Source organism: Pseudomonas sp. Con_6 (assembly GCF_059379395.1).
Map to the genome: position 1 here is coordinate 1,970,452 of NZ_CM182011.1, position 19,163 is coordinate 1,989,614.

Consider the following 19,163-nt stretch of genomic DNA (forward strand, 5'->3'; position numbering starts at 1 on the left):
CGAAGCGATGAATACCTTGAGCTGGATTCGTGGCGTCAACGGCACCCTGGGGCGGCTGATCCCTGGGCATATCGCCAGCAAGATGCACCGGGCGTTCACCACGCCCTACACCCAGCCACCGCGGGACTGGGAACTGCCGGTGCTGGCGCGGGCCGAGCGCATCACCCTGCGCTTCGGGCTGTCCGCCCTGCGTTGGGGGCAGGGTCCGACGGTGCTGCTGATGCATGGCTGGGAAGGCCGGCCGACACAATTCGCGAGTCTGATCGACGCGCTGGTAGAGGCCGGCTACACCGCCGTGGCCCTGGACGGTCCGGGTCACGGGCGTTCGCCCGGTGACGAGGCGCATGTCGGCCTGTTCGCCCGGGCCATGCTGGAAGCTGCTGCCGAGTTGCCGCCACTGAAGGCGGTGATCGGTCACTCCATGGGCGGCGCCAGCCTGTTGCTCGCCTTGCAGTGGGGCCTGCGGGCCGAAGCCGTGGTCAGCATCGCTGCGCCATCGCGCCTGCTGGGCGTTGTGCGCGGTTTCGCCCGGCGCCTGAACCTGCCGCCACGGGCGCGGGCGGCGTTCATTCGCAAGGTCGAGCGGGACGTGGGCGTGGCCATCGAGCACCTGGATGTCAGCGGCTACCAGCTGGACCTGCCTGGCCTCATCGTGCACGCCAAGGATGACCAGTTGGTGCCAGCCGGCGAAGCGCAACTGATCCACGACGCCTGGTTCGACAGCCGTCTGCTGATGCTGGAGGAGGGGGGGCACCAGCGCGTGCTGTCCGACCCGCGTGTGGTGAGCGGGGTGCTCGACCTGCTGCAGCGCAGCGCCACGCCGGTGCGCCAATCGGCGTAAGCATCCGTTACACTCATGCCCGTTCATCACACAGGGGAGCGGGCATGAGCTGGGATCTGGCAACGCCATTCGTCATCGACCTGCGGGTCGCTGCCGAGGATATCGACGGGCTGGGGCACGCCAACAACGCGGTCTACGTCACCTGGCTGGAGCGCTGTGCCTGGCGCCATTCCCAGCGACTGGGGCTGGACCTGGTCGAATACCGTCGCCTTGACCGGGCCATGGCCGTGGTCCGGCATGAAATCGACTACCTGGCCAGTGCCTACGAAGACGACGAGCTGCAACTGGCGACCTGGATCGTCGACTGGGACCAGCGCCTGAAGATGACCCGACGCTTCCAGCTGGTGCGCCCGAGTGACGGCACCACGCTGCTGCGGGCCCAGACCACCTTCGTCTGCATCGAGTTGTCCACAGGCAAGCCCAAGCGCATGCCGCAGGAGTTTCTGGAGGGTTACGGGCAGGCGCTGCTGGAGAAGCAGGCGTGATTCGCCAGGCGCTGGAGGGTGACGAAGCTGCGGTGCATGCGGTGGTGCAGGCGGCTTACCTGCCTTATGTCGACAGCATCGGTGTCCGTCCGGGGCCGCTGGATGACGATTATGCCGACCTGGTTCACCAGCGGCAGGTCTGGTTGCTGGAGGATGCACAGCGGGTTTGTGCCGTGCTGGTGCTCTGCCCCGAGCCTGAAGCGATGCTGCTGTCCAATGTGGCCGTGGATCCCGCCTGTCAGGGGCGGGGTTTCGGCCGGCAACTTGTCGACTTTGCCGAAGTCCGCGCCCGTGAAGCCGGGTTCTCGTTGATTCGCCTGTACACCAATGCCGCCATGAGCGGGAACATGGCGCTCTACCAGCGCTTGGGTTACCGCGAGACCCACCGTGGTGTCGAGCACGGGTTCAACCGGGTGTTCATGGAAAAGAACCTGGCTTGAGCCAACTCCTACGGTCTTGCGTCCGTCATGTCGGCCTCTTCTCTTGTGGTTGTGGGAAACATCCCCGTTTACCATGTGTGCACTTTTTCCGAGGTTCTCCCCCATGCAAATTGCCCTGGCCCCGATGGAGGGGCTGGTCGACGACGTCATGCGCGATGTGCTGACTCGCGTCGGCGGCATCGACTGGTGCGTCACCGAGTTCATCCGCGTCTGCGACCGTGTCCTGCCCGAAGCCACGTTCCACAAGATGGCGCCGGAGCTCGAGCAAGGCTCGCGGACGCCAGTGGGTGTGCCGATGCGCGTGCAGTTGCTGGGTTCCGATCCCGCCTGTCTGGCCGACAACGCGGCCCTGGCCTGCGAGCTGGGCGCGCCGGTGATCGACCTGAACTTCGGCTGCCCGGCCAAGACCGTGAACAAGTCCCGCGGCGGTGCGGTGCTGCTCAAGGAGCCGGAACTGCTGTTTCAGATCGTCAGCGCGGTGCGCAAGGCGGTGCCGGCGCATATCCCGGTGACCTCGAAGATGCGCCTGGGCTTCGAGACCCCGGACGGCGCCCTGGATTGCGGCCGCGCCCTGGCCGAGGGCGGCTCGACGCACCTGGTGGTGCATGCGCGGACCAAGGTCGAGGGCTACAAGCCGCCGGCGCACTGGGAATGGGTGGCCAAGGTGCAGGACGTGGTCAAGGTGCCGGTGTTCGCCAACGGCGAGATCTGGACCCTTGAAGACTGGCGGCGCTGTCGTGAGGTCAGCGGCGCAGAGGACATCATGCTTGGCCGCGGCCTGGTCTCGCGCCCGGACCTGGCCCGGCAGATCGCCGCCGTGCGCGATGGCGTGGACTTCGTGCCGATGGACTGGCAGGCGCTGCTACCGCTGATCCAGGCCTTCTGGTGCCGGGTCCGGGTCGAACTGACCCCGCGCGCTGCGCCGGGCCGCCTCAAGCAGTGGGTGGCAATGCTGACTCGCACCTACCCGGAAGCCACCGCGCTGTTCAGCGAGCTGCGCCGGGAAACTGACTGCGACCGCATCGGCCTGCTGCTCGGCGTGCCGCCGCTGGTCGCTGGCCTGCAGGAAAATTTTCATACTGGTGCTTGAAATCGATTCGGTGGTCCACATCTAGGGAGTACGCGATGCCGAAGTCGGGTCGCGTAGTAACCCAACTCGCTGATATTCAGGAGATGTACCAATGACTACCGCTTTCTCTCTTGCTCCACTGTTCCGCCATTCCGTTGGCTTCGACCGTTTCAACGACCTGTTCGAATCCGCGGCGCGCAATGAGGCGGGTAGCAGCTACCCACCCTACAACGTTGAAAAACATGGCGATGACCACTATCGGATCGTTGTTGCCGCAGCCGGTTTCCAGGAGCAGGACCTCGACCTGCAAGTGGAAAAGGGCGTGCTGACCGTCACTGGCGGCAAGCGCGACAGCAGCAACGCCAGCGTCACCTACCTGCACCAGGGCATTGCCCAGCGTGCCTTCAAGCTGTCCTTCCGCCTGGCCGACCATATCGAAGTGAAGTCGGCGGGCCTGGCCAACGGCCTGCTCAGCGTCGACCTGCTGCGGATCGTGCCGGAAGAGGCCAAGGCCAAGCGGATCCCGATCAACGGGGACAAGCCTGCGCTGAACTGAGTCGCGGGTGAATGAAGAAGGGCGCCGAATTGGCGCCCTTTTTTGTGGTTCTTCACGGTATATCGGGAAACTTGGGGGTTGAATGTTCGGTGTCGGTGTCGGTGTCGGTGTCGGTGTCGGTGTCGGTGTCGGTGTCGCCCGCAATGGATAAGCTCGCGATACCGATACCGCCACTAAACCCAAAGCTTCCCGGTATTCCGTGATGAACCTTTTTTGTGGCTGCGGGATTTGTGTTGCTCTCTCCGGTCTCATCGCCGGCAACGCCGGCTCCCACAAGGACCGAGTGCACCGCCAGTCTCTGTGGGAGCCGGCGTTGCCGGCGATGAGGTCCTAGAGACCACCCTCGAAATCGGCGGGAGCCTCCAGTAACAGGGCTCGAAACGCATTCAACGGCAATGGCCGGCTATGCAGGTACCCCTGGTACAGGTGACACCCCTGCCGTTCCAGGAAATCCAGCTGCTCCGACAACTCCACCCCCTCCGCGATCACCGCCAGGTCCAGGCTGCGGGCCATGGCCACGATGGCGCGGACGATTTCCGCGTCGTTGGGGTCCACCGGCGCATCGCGGACGAAGGACTGGTCGATCTTCAGCGCATCCACCGGCAAACGCTTGAGGTAGGTCAGCGATGAATAGCCGGTGCCAAAGTCGTCCATGGCGAAACTCACCCCCAGCGCCTTCAGCTCGCGCATCTTGCTGATGGTGTCCTCCAGGTTCTGGATGACGATACCTTCGGTGATCTCCAGCTTGAGCATGCGATAGGGCAGGCGATAGTCGTCGAGGCTGCGCCGCACCCGCTCGACGAAGTCATTCTGGCGGAACTGCCGCGGGCTGATGTTCACGCACAGGCTGAAGTCCTCGGCATCGATCAGGCGGTCCTGCAGCATCCGCGAACAGGCATCGCAGGCCTCGTCGAGGATCCAGTTACCCACTTCGAGGATCAGCCCGCTTTCCTCCAGTACCTGGATGAACTGAGCCGGTGGTTGCTGGCCCAGCAGCGGGTGGTGCCAGCGCAACAACACCTCGGCACCGACGATACGATTGTCGCGGGCATCCACCTGGGGCTGGAAGTGCAGGGCCAGCTCGCCGCGGGTGAGAGCCATGCGCAGGTCGCTTTCCATGCGCAGGCGCTCGCTGGCGGCCTTTTGCATGGTGGTATGGAACAGTTGCGTGGTGTTGCGACCGGAATCCTTGGCCCGGTACAGGGCGATATCGGCACGCTTGAGCAGGTCGGCCGGGGTCGAGCCGTGGTCGGGGATCAGCGCCACGCCAATGCTCGGCGTCACCTGCAGGCGCTGGCCGTCAAGTGACATCGGCTCGGCCAGCAGCTCGCGCAGGGTGTCGGCCAGTTCGCGGACCTTGTCCGTGACCTCCTCGCGACTGCCTTCCAGGCCGCTGAGCAGCACTACGAACTCGTCGCCGCCGAGGCGCGCCACTGTGTCTTCCATGCGCACGCTGGCTTCCAGGCGCGCGGTGATGATTTTCAGCACCGTGTCGCCCACTGGATGGCCGAGGGAGTCGTTGATGTGCTTGAAGTGATCGAGATCGAGGAATAGCAGGGCGCCGCGCAGGTTATGGCGTTTGAGCAGGGCGATCTGCTGGCTCAGGCGGTCCATCAGCAGGGCGCGGTTGGGCAGGTTGGTCAGCGGGTCGTGATAGGCGAGGTGGCGGATCTGCGCCTGGGCGTTCTTCAACTGGCTGACATCGCGGGCGGTCAGCAGCAGGCAGTCGGTTTCGTTAAGGGTGATGGGCTCCACCGAGACTTCCAGGGTCAGCAGGTCACCGCTCTTGCTGCGCCCGAGCATTTCCCGGTGATGCACCCGCCCGCGCTCGCGGACCTCTGCTTCCAGCAGATCGTGCTGCTTGTCATCGGCCCATACGCCGACCTGCAGTGCGGTGCGCCCCAGCACTTCGCCGGCGCCGTAGCCGGTCAGGCGGCAGAAGCCGTCGTTGACCTCCACGTAGCGCCCGGTCTCGCGCTCGCTGATGGTGATGGCGTCGGGGCTGGAGTGAAACGCCTTGGCGAATTTTTCCTCGCTGGCCTTGAGCGCCGCCTCGGCGCGTTGCTGCTGGGTGATGTCGCGCAGGGTGGTGACGCTGCAGGTCTGGTCGTCGACCTTGATCAGGCGACTGGAAATCACGCAGGTCAGGGCCTGGCCGTTCTTGTGGTTGACCACCACGGCGACGTTGTTCAGCGCCTGGTCGCGGATCACCTGCTCGATGCGTCGCGCGCGCTGCGCCGATTCCGACCAGAGACCGATCTCCTCGGCACTACGGCCCAGCACCTGGTCGGCGCTCCAGCCGAAGGTCTGGGTGAAAGCCGGGTTGATTTCGATGAACTGGCCGTTGTCCTGGCGGGTGACGCAGATCGGGTCGGGGCTGACCTGGAACAGTCCGGCGAACTTCTCCTCCGAGGCGATCAGGCGCTGTTCCCGTTCCACCTGATCGGTGATGTCCAGCAAGGTCCCGGCCATGCGTAGCGGGTTGCCTTGTTCATCGCGGTACAGCCGCGCGCGGCTTTCCAGATAGCGCGAGCTGCCGTTTTCCAGCTGGATGCGGTAGGTGATCTGGTAATTGCCCGCCGGCCCCTCGCGCAGGCTGCGGTAGGCCTGGCGCATGCTGTTGCGTTCGTCTTCCGGGACGCCGTCGAAGAAGGCTTCGAAGGACTCGTGGAAAGGCACCGGCGGCAGGCCGTGCAGTTGCGCGGCGCGTGCCGAGCCGTAGAGCATGCCGCTGGGGATATGCCAGTCCCAGGTACCCAGTTGCGCCGAGTCCAGGGCCAGGTCGAGACGTTCCTGGCTGTCCTTGAGGGCGTCTTCGCGCTCGCGCTGCGCGGTGATCTCGCGGATCACCCCGATCATCTGCGGTCGTCCCTGCTTGTCCTGGGTCAGGCTGCCGTTGATCTCCAGCCAGTGCAGGCTGCCGTCGGGCCAGCGGATGCGATGGCGCATCGCCTGTTCTTGCGGCTCCCCGGCCAGCACTGCATGGAACGCCTGCAGGGTACGCACGCGATCCTCAGGGGGCAGCAGGTCAAGGTAGTCCAGGTCGTTGGGCAGCGGCTGGCGCGGATCGTAGCCGAACAGCGCCTGGGTGCCACGGGACCAGCTGATCCGGCCGCTCTCGACATCCCAGAACCAGGCGCCGAGGCGGGCGCCATTGAGGGCCGCCAATAGTTGCGGGGCGTTTTCCCAGGTTTGCTCCGACTCCTGGGGATCGGCTGCGTGGATGCGTGGAAGGCGCGGAAAACGTGTTGATTTGGGCATCGATACCAGACCTTTGGCGAATACGCTTCCTTGGTACAGGCCTTCCCGGAGCGACCGGTGGCCTCAGGGTTTTCTCGCATGGCTGTCGAGCAGTGCCATAAAGGCTCTGGCTGCGTTCGATAACGTTCGTTCCGTATGAAGTATGTAGCCTAGCTGGCGAGTCAGCTGTATGCCCGGCAAGCTGATGGAAGCCACCTGTTCGTCGAGCATGGTCCGCGGCAGAACGCTCCAGGCCAGGCCGATGGAGACCATCATCTTGATGGTTTCCAGGTAGTTGGTGCTCATGGCGATGTTCGGCGTCAGGCCTTGAGCCTCGAACAGGCGCTGGACGATATGGTGGGTAAAGGTGTTGCCACCGGGGAAAACCGCTGGATGGTGGGCGATATCGTCCAGACCGGCGGCGGCCTTCTGCGCCAGCGGGTGTTCCGGGGCCACCACGAAATCCAGCGGGTCATCCCACACCGGCACCGCACGCACCAGGCTGTGGGGCTCCGGGGCCAGGGTGATGACGGCGATTTCGGCGCGACCATGCAGGATTTCCTCGTAGGCTACTTCCGAATCGAGAAACTGGATGTCCAGGGCGACGGCCGGATACTGCCGGGTAAAGGCCCGCAGCAGCGGCGGCAGGCGATGCAGGCCGATATGGTGGCTGGTGGCCAGGGTCAGGCGCCCGCTGACTTCGCCGGTCAGGTTGGTCAGGGCGCGGCGGGTGTCGTCCAGCACATTGATGATCTGGTAGGCCCGGGGCAGCAGGGCGCGGCCGGCCTCGGTCAGGCTGACCTCGCGGCCCAGGCGGTCGAACAGGCGCACGTCCAGTTGTTGCTCGAGGCCGGCGATGCGTTTGCTGATGGCGGGCTGGGTCAGGTGCAGACGTTCGCCGGCCCCGGAGAAGCTGCCGGTTTCGGCGATTGCGATAAAGGCGTTGAGATTGGCCAGATCCATGGTTTCGGATTCCTTTTGGTTATCCAAAGCATAAAAATTATGAATTTGAGTTATCCAATCTATCGCCATACCATCAGCCGTACAAGCCAAGGGGTTATTGGCATAGAAAGACTGATGAGGAACGCCTGATGTCCGGCAAAACGCTCTACGACAAGCTCTGGGATTCGCACTTGGTCAAGCAGCGCGACGATGGTTCGGCGCTGATCTACATCGACCGCCACATCATCCACGAAGTGACCTCGCCACAAGCCTTCGAAGGCCTGCGCCTGGCGGATCGCAAACCGTGGCGCATCGATGCCAACATCGCCACCCCGGACCACAACGTACCGACCACGCCGGAGCGCAAGGGCGGCATCGACGCCATCGTCGACCAGGTGTCGCGCCTGCAGGTGCAGACCCTCGACGAGAACTGCGACGAGTATGGCATCACCGAATTCAAGATGAATGACGTGCGTCAGGGCATCGTCCACGTCATCAGCCCGGAGCAGGGCGCCACCTTGCCGGGCATGACCGTGGTTTGCGGCGACTCGCACACCTCGACCCATGGCGCCTTCGGCGCGCTGGCCCACGGCATCGGCACCTCCGAGGTGGAGCACGTGCTCGCCACCCAGTGCCTGGTCGCCAAGAAGATGAAGAACATGCTGGTGCGCGTCGAGGGCGTATTGCCCGTGGGCGTGACCGCCAAGGACATCGTCCTTGCCGTGATCGGCAAGATCGGTACCGCCGGCGGCAACGGCCATGCCATGGAATTCGCCGGCAGCGCCATTCGCGACCTGTCCATCGAAGGCCGCATGACCATCTGCAACATGTCCATCGAAGCCGGCGCTCGCGTTGGCCTGGTGGCCACCGACGAGAAGACCGTCGCCTACGTCAAGGGTCGTCCGTACGCGCCGAAGGGCGAGCAATGGGAGCTGGCCGTCGAGGCGTGGAAAGACCTGGTTTCCGACGCCGACGCGGTGTTCGATACCGTGGTCGAACTGGACGCTGCGCAGATCAAGCCGCAGGTCAGCTGGGGCACCTCCCCGGAAATGGTCCTGGCCGTCGACCAGCGCGTGCCGGATCCGGCTGCCGAGGCCGATCTGGTCAAGCGTGGCTCCATCGAGCGCGCCCTGAAATACATGGGCCTGAGCGCCAACCAGGCGATCACCGACATCCAGCTGGACCGCGTGTTCATCGGTTCCTGCACCAACTCGCGGATCGAAGACCTGCGCGCTGCGGCGGAAATCGCCAAGGGCCGCAAGGTGGCCGCGACCATCAAGCAGGCGATCGTGGTACCTGGCTCCGGCCTGGTGAAAGCCCAGGCCGAGCAGGAAGGCCTGGACAAGATCTTCCTCGAAGCCGGCTTCGAATGGCGTGAACCGGGCTGCTCCATGTGCCTGGCGATGAACCCGGACCGCCTGGAGAGCGGCGAGCACTGCGCGTCGACCTCCAACCGCAACTTCGAAGGCCGCCAGGGGGCCGGTGGTCGTACCCACCTGGTCAGCCCGGCCATGGCCGCCGCCGCCGCCGTCACCGGCCGTTTCATCGATGTACGCGAGTTGATCCAAGGGAGCGCAGCATGAAAGCCTTCAACCAACACACCGGCCTCGTCGCCCCGCTGGACCGTGCCAACGTCGACACCGACCAGATCATTCCCAAGCAGTTCCTGAAGTCGATCAAGCGCACCGGTTTCGGTCCGAACCTGTTCGACGAGTGGCGTTACCTGGATGTAGGCCAGCCGTACCAGGACAACAGCAAGCGGCCGAAGAACCCGGACTTCGTCCTCAACCACGACCGCTACCAGGGTGCCAGCGTGCTCCTGGCCCGCGAGAACTTCGGTTGCGGCTCGAGCCGCGAGCATGCTCCGTGGGCCCTGGAAGAATATGGCTTGCGCAGCATCATCGCGCCGAGCTACGCCGACATCTTCTTCAACAACAGCTTCAAGAACGGCCTGCTGCCGATCATCCTCAGCGATGCGGAAGTCGATGAGCTGTTCAAGCAGGTGGAAGGCAACCCTGGTTACCAGTTGACCATCGATCTGCAGGCACAGACCGTGACCCGTCCCGACGGCAAGGTACTGGGCTTCGAGATCGATGCGTTCCGCAAGCACTGCCTGCTCAACGGCCTGGACGATATCGGCCTGACCCTGCAGGACAGCGATGCCATCGGTGCCTTCGAGGCCCGCCACCGCGCCAGCCAGCCATGGTTGTTCCGCGACGCCAAGTAATTGATCGACGCGGTCTCCTTGTGGGAGCGGGTTTACCCGCGATGACGGTAGTGATGCCACCATCGCAATCGCGGGTGAACCCGCTCCCACAGGTTCCTCGGCAAGCCGGAAGTTTTTGGAGAGGCAAATGACCAACAGCACCCACAAAGACGTCGTCCAGCGCCAGTTCGGCGAACAGGCCAGCGCCTATCTGAGCAGTGCCGTGCATGCCCAGGGCAGCGAATTCGCCTTGCTCCAGGCCGAACTTGCCGGGCATGACACCGCACGGATCCTCGACCTGGGCTGCGGCGCCGGCCATGTCAGCTTCCACGTTGCACCGCTGGTCGCCGAAGTGGTGGCCTACGACCTGTCGCAGCAGATGCTCGACGTGGTCGCCGCCAGCGCCACCGAGCGTGGCCTGGGCAATATCGTCACCGAGCGCGGCGCCGCCGAACGCCTGCCGTTCGCCTACGCCTCCTTCGACTTCGTCTTCAGCCGTTACTCCGCGCACCACTGGAGCGACCTCGGCCTGGCCCTGCGCGAAGTGCGTCGGGTGCTCAAGCCGGGTGGCGTGGCCGCGTTCGTCGATGTCATGTCGCCGGGCAGCCCGTTGCTGGACACCTACCTGCAAAGCGTCGAAGTGCTGCGTGATACCAGCCATGTGCGCGACTACAGCGCCGCCGAATGGCTGCGCCAGGTCAGCGAGGCCGGCCTGTATGTGCGCAGCCACACCCGCCAGCGCCTGCGCCTCGAATACACCTCCTGGGTCGAGCGCATGCGCACCCCGGAGCCGATGCGCGCCGCCATCCTCCAATTGCAGCAGGCGATGGGCGAAGAAGTACGGCAGTATTACCAGATCGAAGCCGATGGTTCGTTCAGCACCGATGTCCTGGTGCTGTGGGCCGAGCGCTGAGTTTTTTCCGGCGGGCCATCGCGGCGCGCCGCTTGAATTGAAATAGAGGAAAGCATGAGCAAGCAGATTCTGATTCTCCCGGGTGATGGCATTGGTCCGGAAATCATGGCCGAAGCGGTCAAGGTCCTCGAACTGGCCAACGACAGGTTCCAGCTCGGCTTCGCCCTGGAGCACGACGTGATCGGCGGCGCCGCCATCGACAAGCACGGCGTGCCGCTGGCCGATGAGACCCTGGCGCGCGCACGCGCTGCCGACGCCGTGCTGCTGGGCGCCGTGGGCGGGCCGAAATGGGACAAGATCGAGCGTGACATCCGCCCTGAGCGCGGCCTGCTGAAAATCCGCTCGCAACTGGGCCTGTTCGCCAACCTGCGTCCGGCGATCCTCTACCCGCAACTGGCCGATGCCTCCTCGCTGAAGCGTGAAATCGTCTCCGGCCTGGACATCCTCATCGTCCGCGAGCTGACCGGCGGCATCTACTTCGGCGCGCCACGCGGCACCCGCGAGCTGGAAGGCGGCGAGCGCCAGTCCTATGACACCCTGCCCTACAGCGAAAGCGAGATCCGCCGCATCGCCCGCGTCGGCTTCGATATGGCCCGCGTGCGTGGCAAGAAACTCTGCTCGGTGGACAAGGCCAACGTCCTGGCCTCCAGCCAGCTGTGGCGTGAAGTGGTCGAGGAAGTGGCCAAGGACTACCCGGACGTCGAACTCAGCCACATGTACGTCGACAACGCCGCCATGCAACTGGTCCGCGCGCCGAAGCAGTTCGACGTGATGGTCACCGACAACATGTTCGGCGACATCCTGTCGGATGAGGCTTCCATGCTCACCGGTTCCATCGGCATGCTGCCGTCGGCCTCCCTGGATGCCAACAACAAGGGCATGTACGAGCCGTGCCACGGCTCCGCACCGGATATCGCCGGCCAAGGCATCGCCAACCCGCTGGCGACCATCCTCTCGGTGTCGATGATGCTGCGCTACAGCTTCAACCAGCAGGTTGCCGCCGAGGCGATCGAGAAGGCCGTCAGCGTCGTGCTGGACCAGGGACTGCGTACCGGCGACATCTGGTCCGACGGTTGCACCAAAGTAGGTACGCAGGAAATGGGCGACGCAGTAGTCGCAGCGCTGCGGAATCTGTAATCTCTCTGGCCCGCTGCCCAAAACACAACCAAGGGGCGGCGGCCCACTTTTAGCGAAGGTGTAGTTGCGATGAAACGTGTAGGTCTGATCGGTTGGCGCGGAATGGTCGGTTCCGTGCTCATGCAGCGGATGCTCGAAGAGCAGGATTTCGATCTTATCGAGCCAGTGTTCTTCACTACCTCCAACGTCGGTGGCCAGGGCCCTGCAGTGGGCAAGGACATTGCGCCGCTGAAGGATGCCTACAGCATCGACGAGCTCAAGACCCTGGACGTGATCCTGACCTGCCAGGGCGGCGACTACACCAACGAAGTCTTCCCCAAGCTGCGCGAAGCCGGCTGGCAGGGCTACTGGATCGACGCCGCCTCGTCCCTGCGCATGCAGGATGACGCGGTCATCGTCCTTGACCCGGTCAACCGCAAGGTCATCGACCAGCAACTGGACGCCGGCACCAAGAACTACATCGGCGGCAACTGCACCGTCAGCCTGATGCTGATGGGTCTGGGCGGCCTGTTCGAAGCCGGCCTCGTCGAGTGGATGAGCGCCATGACCTACCAGGCGGCCTCCGGCGCCGGCGCGCAGAACATGCGTGAGCTGATCCGCCAGATGGGCGCCACCAACGCCGCCGTGGCCGATGAACTGGCCAATCCGGCCAGTGCCATCCTCGACATCGACCGCAAGGTCGCCGAGGCCATGCGCAGCGACGCCTACCCGACCGAGAACTTCGGCGTACCGCTGGCCGGCAGCCTGATCCCGTGGATCGACAAGGAACTGCCGAACGGCCAGAGTCGCGAAGAGTGGAAGGCCCAGGCCGAGACCAACAAGATTCTCGGTCGCTTCAAGAGCCCGATCCCGGTGGATGGCATCTGCGTGCGCATCGGCGCCATGCGTTGCCACAGCCAGGCGCTGACCATCAAGCTGAACAAGGACGTGCCGCTGGCCGATATCGAAGGTCTGATCAGCCAGCACAATCCGTGGGTGAAACTGGTGCCGAACCAGCGTGAGATCAGCATGAAGGAGCTGACCCCGACCAACGTTACCGGCACCCTGAACATCCCGGTGGGTCGTCTGCGCAAGCTGAACATGGGGTCCCAGTACTTGGGCGCCTTCACCGTCGGCGACCAGCTGTTGTGGGGCGCGGCAGAACCGCTGCGTCGCATGCTGCGGATCCTGCTGGAGCGTTGATCGCTTCCTGATGACACGAAAACCCGTGCTGGCAACAGCGCGGGTTTTTTGTTTTTCGCGTACAGTGCGCTCCCCCAAAATTCGCGGGGCCCCAATCGCGGGCAACGCCCGCTCCCACAATGTCTGCGGCGACGCTGAACCTGTGGGAGCGGGCGTTGCCCGCGATGAGGCCCTGAAGGCCAGAGGAAATTCCAGATGACCCAAACCTTCGACATCGCCGTGATCGGCGCCACCGGCACCGTCGGCGAAACCCTTGTGCAGATCCTCGAAGAGCGGGATTTCCCGGTGGGCACTCTGTATCTGCTGGCCAGCAACGAATCTGCCGGCAGTGCCGTGACCTTCCGCGGCAAGAACCTGCGCACCCGTGATGTCGACGACTTCGACTTCGCCAAGGTGCGCCTGGCCTTCTTCGCCGCCGGTCCGGCGGTCACCCTGAGCTTCGCCCCACGCGCCACCGCGGCCGGCTGCACGGTGATCGACCTGTCCGGCGCGCTGCCCGCCGAGCAGGCGCCCGCCGTGGTTCCGGAAGCCAACCCGCAGTTACTGGACGGCCTCAAGACCCCGGCGGTCATCCACAGCCCCAGCGCTGCCGCCGTCGCCCTGGCCGTGGCTCTCGCGCCGCTGAAGGGCCTGCTGACCCCGCTGCACATCGGTGTCACCGCCTGTCTTGCCGTCTCCGCCCAAGGTCGCGAAGCGGTCAGCGAACTGGCCCGGCAGACCGCCGAACTGCTCAACGCGCGCCCTCTGGAGCCGCGTTTCTTCGACCGGCAGATGGCCTTCAACCTGCTGGCTCAGGTCGGCGCCAGCGACGAGCAGGGTCACGGCCTGCTGGAACGTCGCCTGGTGCGCGAGTTGCGCGAACTGCTCGGCATGCCTTTACTCAGCATTTCAGTGACCTGCGTTCAAGTCCCGGTGTTTTTTGGCGATAGCTACACTGTGACGCTGAATACTCAGGACGCGGTGGATCTTGCCGCGGTGAATGCGGCACTGGACGCAGCCGAAGGTATCGAACTGGTCGAGGAGGGGGACTACCCGACGCCAGTGGGCGATGCCGTCGGCCAGGACGTGGTGTATGTGGGACGTGTGCGCGGCGGTATCGACGAGGCGCGGCAACTCAATCTCTGGCTGACTACCGACAACGTGCGCAAAGGCGCGGGATTGAACGCCGTACAGCTGGCTCAATTGTTGATAAAAGACCTTGTGTAAAAGATACTTGGCGACACTTTGCACACTGACCGTTAAATGCCGCAGGCAACTAGCCGGCGGCCAATAATGGCAGTTTGAACATGACAGCGATCATGTCGGTATTTAGCCTCAACGGCGGTTCTTCACTTCTTCTCGGATACCGGGGAAGTTTCAAACAAAGGATGAGGTCATGCTTCGAATTCGCAAACTGGTATTAGCAATAGCCGCCGCGTCGGCGCTGTCTTCCGGTATGGCGCATGCCCTCGGGTTGGGCGAGCTGACTCTCAAGTCGGCGCAGAACCAGCCACTCAATGCGGAAATCGAACTGCTCGACGTGCGCGACCTGAGCGCCGCCGACGTCAAGCCGAGCCTCGCCCCGGCGGAAGAATTCGCCAAGGCCGGCGTCGAGCGCCAGCCGTTCCTCAATGACCTGACCTTTACCCCGGTGATCAACCCGGCGGGCAAGAGCGTGCTCAAGGTTACCTCCAGCCAGCCGCTGCCGGAGCCGATGGTCAAGTTCCTGGTCCAGGTGATGTGGCCACAGGGGCGCCTGCTGCGCGACTACAGCGTGCTGCTGGACGCCTCCAAATTTTCCCCGGAAACCGCCCAGGCCGCCGCAGGCGTCACTCCGGCGGTCAGTGCACCGAGCAACTACACCACGGTGCGCCGCGACACCCTCTGGGAAATTGCCTCGCGCTCGCGCCAGGGCGGTTCCGTGCAGCAGGCCATGCTGGCGATCCAGGCGCTCAACCCGGATGCCTTCATCAACGGCAACATCAACCAGTTGAAGACCGGTCAGGTCCTGCGCATGCCGGACCAGCAACAGATCCAGGCCATCCCGCAGGCCCAGGCGGTGAAAGAGGTCAACGAGCAATACGCCGCCTGGCGCCAGGGCCGTCGCCTCGGCCCGCAGGCACGCCAGCTCGACGCCACTCGCCGTGACGCCACCCAGGCCGCACCGGCACGCATCGCCCAGCAGGACAACCTCAAGCTGGTCGCCCCCGGCGGCAAGGGCGCGGGCAGTGACAAGGCGCTGAGCGACAAGCTGGCGATGACCCAGGAAAACCTCGACACCAGCCGTCGTGAAGGCGACGAGCTGAAAAGCCGCGTGGCCGACCTGCAAAGCCAGTTGGACAAGCTGCAGCGCCTGATCGAACTGAAGAACGACCAACTGGCTCGCCTCGAGGCGCAGAGCAATTCGCCTGCCGTGCCGGTCGCCACGGCTCCGGTCATCGACGCGCAACTGCAACCGAATCCGGCACCGACCGCCGAGCCGGTGGTGACCCCGCCGCCGGCAGCGGTCGACACCGAGCCGCAGCAGGCCGCCACCCCGGCGCCAACCGATACCGCCGCCACGCCGGCCGTGGAGGAGGGCAACCCGAGCGCGCTGGACAACATTCTCGGCAATCCGCTGCTGCTGGCGCTGATCGCCGGCTCCGCGCTGCTGGTATTGCTCCTGCTTCTGTTGTTGCTGGCGCGCAAGCGCAAGGCCCAGCAGGAAGCGGAAAAACACATGCGCATGGCCCGCGCCCTGGCTGAGGAAGGCGAGCTGGGCCCAGACCTGGACCTGCCACCGAGCAGCTTCGACGGCCTCGACATTGCCCCGCCGACGGTCACGCTGGCGCCTGCCGTGGTTGCCGCCTCGGCTGCGGCGGCCACTGCCGCCGAACAGGTCAGCGAGCCGCGTGCGGTCGAGCCGAAGGTCGATCCGTTCATGGCCGAGATCGACGACTGCATCGCCCATGGGCGCCTGATGCAGGCCTCCAACCTGCTGGAGCCGGCGGTGGAGAAATTCCCGCAGCGCAGCGATCTGCGCCTGAAGCTGATGGAGGTTTATGCTCGCCAGGGCGACCGCGACGGTTTTGTCAGCCAGGAGCGCCAGTTGCAGGCCAACCCGCAGAATCTCGCCGAGGTCGAATCGCTGAAGAGCCGTTTCCCGGCCATGATCGCCCTGGCCGCCGCGGCTGCTGGTGCTGCCGTGGCTTCCGGGCTGGACGAGAAGTTCGTCGAAGACCTCATGTCGGACGAGCCGCAGCCAGAAGCGGACGCCGAACTTAAAGCCGACGACGAACTGGACAGCGCCTTCGACCTGAGCCTCGACGACCTCGATGGCCTGGAGTTGGAGGCTCCGGCCGACCAGGCAGCAGTCGCCGCCAGTACCCAGGCGTCGGCCGAGCCGTCGCTGGACGACCTTGATTTCGACACCCTGCTGCAGGACAACCCGGAAGCACCGCAGGCCGAGCCGCCACAGCTCGACCCAGAGCCGGCCGGCCTCGCCGACGACCTGGACTTCGACAGCCTGCTGCAGGAGCACGCTGCTGCCCAAGCCGCCGAACCCGAGCCCGAGCCCGAGCCGCAGCCCGTGGCCGCGGACGACCTGGACTTCGACAGCCTGCTGCAGGAGCACACGGCTGCCCAGGCTGCCGAGCCGGAGCCGCAACCTGAGCCAGAGCCACCGGTGGTGGACGACCTGGACTTCGACAGCCTGCTGCAGGAGCACACGGCTGCCCAGGCTGCCGAGCCGGAGCCGCAACCTGAGCCAGAGCCATCGGTGGTGGACGACCTGGACTTCGACAGCCTGCTGCAAGAGCATACTGCGGCCCAGGAACAGCCTGCCGCGCAGCCTGAGCCGGAACTGTCGGCACTCGACGACGACCTGGACTTCGACGCGCTGCTCGACGAGCACACCAAAGCACCGTCCGCTGCCTCCGATGACCTGGCCGACTTCGACCTGAGCGTTCCCGACGAGACCCCGGCCGTGGCGACTGAAAACCATCCACCGCTGGATATCGAAGCGGAGCTGGCGGCGTTCGACAACGACCTGGGCCTGGAGGCCGACCTGCCGGATCTGGAGTTACCGGACGACTTCGACCTGTCTCTGCCGGGCGAGGATGATGCCGCGTCGAAGAACTTCGCTGCCGAGCTGGACAACGTCAATGCCGAGCTGGACAAGCTGTCCGCCAGCCTGGAGACGCCGTCGCTGGAGCCGCACTTCACTGCTGAAGACGCCGCCAGCCTGCCGCCGGAAGATGCCGAGTTCGACTACCTGTCCGGCACCGACGAAGTCGCCACCAAGCTCGACCTGGCCCGTGCCTATATCGACATGGGCGATCATGACGGCGCCCGCGACATCCTCGACGAGGTCTACAAGGAAGGCGACAAGGACCAGCGCCGCGAGGCCAACGAGCTGCGTTCCAAGCTTTCCTGAGGTGTGATCCATTTGGGGCCGCAAAGCGGCCCCAATGCTGTTGACTGTCGCTATAATCGCCGCCATTGCGTAACCGACAGGCTCTCACTCCCTTGGAAATCATCGAAAACCCCGCCGAAGTTGCGGCCGAAGGCTATTCCCGCATCGCTCTGGGCGTCGAATACAAAGGCACCCGCTACCGTGGCTGGCAGCGCCAGGGCGATGGCGTGATCAGCGTCCAGCAGACCCTTGAAGAAGCCCTGTCGAAAGTAGCCGACGAAACTATCACCATCCAGTGCGCCGGCCGCACCGACGCCGGCGTTCACGCCAGCGGCCAGGTGGTGCATTTCGACACTCGCGCCATCCGCAACCCCAAGGCCTGGACCATGGGCGCCAACAGCCATCTGCCCCATGACATCAGCGTGACTTGGGCGGAAACGATGCCGGCCAACTTCCACGCCCGCTTCAAGGCCTTCGCCCGTCGCTACCGCTACGTGATCTACAACGATCAGATCCGCCCGGCGCACCTCGGCGACCAGGTCACCTGGAACCACCGCCCGCTGGACGTCGAGCGCATGGCCGCCGCCGCCGCTTGCCTGATCGGCACCCACGACTTCAGTGCCTTCCGCGCCGGCCAGTGCCAGGCCAAGTCGCCGATCAAGACCATTCACCACCTGCGGGTCACCCGCCACGGCAAGATGATCGTCCTCGATATCCGTGCCAGCGCCTTCCTCCACCATATGGTGCGCAACATCGCCGGGGTGCTGATGACCATCGGCGCCGGCGAGCGCCCTGTCGAGTGGGCGGCCGAGGTTCTGGCCAGTCTCGACCGGCGTTCCGGCGCACCGACCGCTCATCCGTTCGGCCTCTATCTGGTGCAGGTGGAATACCCCGAAGAGTTTGCCCTGCCGCAGCGTTTCATCGGGCCGCATTTCCTCACCGGTTTCGATGCCCTGACGGCTGACGACCCGGTGGTCATTTGCTAACATCCGGGACTTTCGCGTCAAAGGAGATTCCCTGGCCATGTCTGCCGTTCGCAGCAAGATCTGCGGTATTACCCGCGTCGAGGACGCGCTGGCCGCGGCCGAGGCGGGGGCTGACGCCATCGGCCTGGTGTTCTACGCCAAGAGCCCGCGGGCAGTGACGGTAGAACAGGCACGGGAGATCATCGCCGCGCTGCCGCCGTTCGTGACCACCGTGGGCCTGTTCGTCAATGCCAGCCGTTGCGAGCTCAACGAGATCCTCGAAGCCGTACCGCTGGACCTCCTGCAATTCCACGGCGACGAGACTCCAGCCGACTGCGAGGGCTACAACCGGCCCTGGATCAAGGCCCTGCGGGTGCGTGCCGGCGATGACCTGGAAGCCAGCTGCAAGCTGTACGCCCGGGCCAGCGGCATTCTTCTCGACACCTACGTGGCAGGCGTTCCCGGCGGTACCGGCGAAGCCTTCGACTGGGCGTTGGTGCCCGAGCACCTGAGCAAACCGATTATCCTCGCTGGCGGCTTGTCCCCCGACAACGTCGGCGCGGCCATCGCCCAGGTGCGGCCGTACGCGGTGGACGTCAGCGGCGGGGTGGAGCAGGCCAAGGGTATCAAGGACGCGGCCCGTATCGACGCCTTCCTCGCCGCGGTACGCCAGGCGTGATGCGTGTCGATGTGACGACAGCCAGCATGGCATCGTCCATAACGTTCGCAGCCCCGTGCTGCCAGGTCAGGCCCACGGGCCGGCCACACGAATTGACGAGCGGTCGCACGCCGTCCGGGCCAGCGCTCTCGGCGCG

General features: G+C 64.9%; 17 protein-coding genes. 14 read left to right on the forward strand and 3 right to left on the reverse strand.

Features of this window, described 5'->3' with window-relative positions:
* The first annotated feature begins 7 nt into the window (after positions 1-7).
* From AC5QPF_RS09115 to AC5QPF_RS09135, 5 genes are all read left to right on the forward strand, one after another.
* Positions 8-841, forward strand: coding sequence for an alpha/beta fold hydrolase (locus AC5QPF_RS09115; protein ID WP_494962906.1), 834 nt, complete (start codon positions 8-10; stop codon positions 839-841).
* A gap of 44 nt (positions 842-885) precedes the next feature.
* On the forward strand, positions 886-1,326 hold the full coding sequence (locus tag AC5QPF_RS09120; protein WP_494962907.1) for a thioesterase family protein: 441 nt from the start codon (positions 886-888) through the stop codon (positions 1,324-1,326).
* Positions 1,323-1,766: a GNAT family N-acetyltransferase gene (locus tag AC5QPF_RS09125; protein ID WP_494962908.1), complete on the forward strand. Its 444-nt coding sequence runs from the start codon at positions 1,323-1,325 to the stop codon at positions 1,764-1,766. The genes AC5QPF_RS09120 and AC5QPF_RS09125 overlap by 4 nt, the downstream gene beginning before the upstream one ends.
* Before the next feature lie 103 nt (positions 1,767-1,869).
* Positions 1,870-2,856, forward strand: a complete 987-nt coding sequence (locus AC5QPF_RS09130; protein ID WP_494962909.1) for a tRNA-dihydrouridine synthase — start codon at positions 1,870-1,872, stop codon at positions 2,854-2,856.
* Between the two features lie 91 nt (positions 2,857-2,947).
* Entirely contained in the window at positions 2,948-3,391 is a 444-nt protein-coding gene (locus AC5QPF_RS09135; RefSeq protein ID WP_494962910.1) for an Hsp20 family protein, read from the forward strand.
* Positions 3,392-3,443: 52 nt separating this feature from the next.
* On the opposite strand, the gene AC5QPF_RS09140 is transcribed toward AC5QPF_RS09135, so the two are convergent.
* From AC5QPF_RS09140 to AC5QPF_RS09150, 3 genes are all read right to left on the reverse strand, one after another.
* On the reverse strand, positions 3,444-3,680 hold the full coding sequence (locus AC5QPF_RS09140) for a hypothetical protein (RefSeq protein WP_494962911.1): 237 nt from the start codon (positions 3,678-3,680) through the stop codon (positions 3,444-3,446).
* A 41-nt stretch (positions 3,681-3,721) separates the two neighbouring features.
* Complete coding sequence (locus AC5QPF_RS09145; RefSeq protein WP_494962912.1) at positions 3,722-6,652, reverse strand: EAL domain-containing protein; 2,931 nt, start codon at positions 6,650-6,652, stop codon at positions 3,722-3,724.
* 63 nt (positions 6,653-6,715) lie between these two features.
* Positions 6,716-7,594, reverse strand: a complete 879-nt coding sequence (locus AC5QPF_RS09150; protein ID WP_494962913.1) for a LysR substrate-binding domain-containing protein — start codon at positions 7,592-7,594, stop codon at positions 6,716-6,718.
* A gap of 128 nt (positions 7,595-7,722) precedes the next feature.
* Here AC5QPF_RS09150 and leuC point away from each other — a divergent pair, with 128 nt between their 5' ends.
* From leuC to AC5QPF_RS09195, 9 genes are all read left to right on the forward strand, one after another.
* Positions 7,723-9,156 carry a 3-isopropylmalate dehydratase large subunit gene (gene leuC / locus AC5QPF_RS09155; protein ID WP_494962914.1) on the forward strand — a complete coding sequence of 478 codons (1,434 nt, stop codon included), beginning with the start codon at positions 7,723-7,725 and terminating at the stop codon, positions 9,154-9,156.
* The gene (leuD, locus tag AC5QPF_RS09160; protein WP_494962915.1) at positions 9,153-9,800 is read left to right on the forward strand and encodes a 3-isopropylmalate dehydratase small subunit; all 648 of its coding nucleotides are present in this window, start codon (positions 9,153-9,155) and stop codon (positions 9,798-9,800) included. Before leuC ends, leuD begins: the two co-directional genes overlap by 4 nt.
* A 127-nt stretch (positions 9,801-9,927) precedes the next feature.
* A complete protein-coding gene (locus AC5QPF_RS09165; RefSeq protein ID WP_494962916.1) occupies positions 9,928-10,692 on the forward strand; it encodes a methyltransferase domain-containing protein in 765 nt (254 codons plus the stop codon).
* Between the two features lie 54 nt (positions 10,693-10,746).
* Positions 10,747-11,829, forward strand: coding sequence for a 3-isopropylmalate dehydrogenase (gene leuB / locus AC5QPF_RS09170; protein WP_494962917.1), 1,083 nt, complete (start codon positions 10,747-10,749; stop codon positions 11,827-11,829).
* Positions 11,830-11,898: 69 nt separating this feature from the next.
* The gene (gene asd / locus AC5QPF_RS09175; protein ID WP_489020867.1) at positions 11,899-13,011 is read left to right on the forward strand and encodes an aspartate-semialdehyde dehydrogenase; all 1,113 of its coding nucleotides are present in this window, start codon (positions 11,899-11,901) and stop codon (positions 13,009-13,011) included.
* Between the two features lie 195 nt (positions 13,012-13,206).
* The gene (locus tag AC5QPF_RS09180) at positions 13,207-14,217 is read left to right on the forward strand and encodes an aspartate-semialdehyde dehydrogenase (RefSeq protein ID WP_494962918.1); all 1,011 of its coding nucleotides are present in this window, start codon (positions 13,207-13,209) and stop codon (positions 14,215-14,217) included.
* A 169-nt stretch (positions 14,218-14,386) separates the two neighbouring features.
* Positions 14,387-17,404, forward strand: coding sequence for a FimV/HubP family polar landmark protein (locus AC5QPF_RS09185; protein ID WP_494962919.1), 3,018 nt, complete (start codon positions 14,387-14,389; stop codon positions 17,402-17,404).
* A gap of 92 nt (positions 17,405-17,496) precedes the next feature.
* Positions 17,497-18,369, forward strand: a complete 873-nt coding sequence (gene truA / locus AC5QPF_RS09190; RefSeq protein ID WP_494962920.1) for a tRNA pseudouridine(38-40) synthase TruA — start codon at positions 17,497-17,499, stop codon at positions 18,367-18,369.
* A 37-nt stretch (positions 18,370-18,406) separates the two neighbouring features.
* On the forward strand, positions 18,407-19,027 hold the full coding sequence (locus AC5QPF_RS09195) for a phosphoribosylanthranilate isomerase (RefSeq protein WP_494962921.1): 621 nt from the start codon (positions 18,407-18,409) through the stop codon (positions 19,025-19,027).
* The last annotated feature ends 136 nt before the right edge of the window (positions 19,028-19,163 follow it).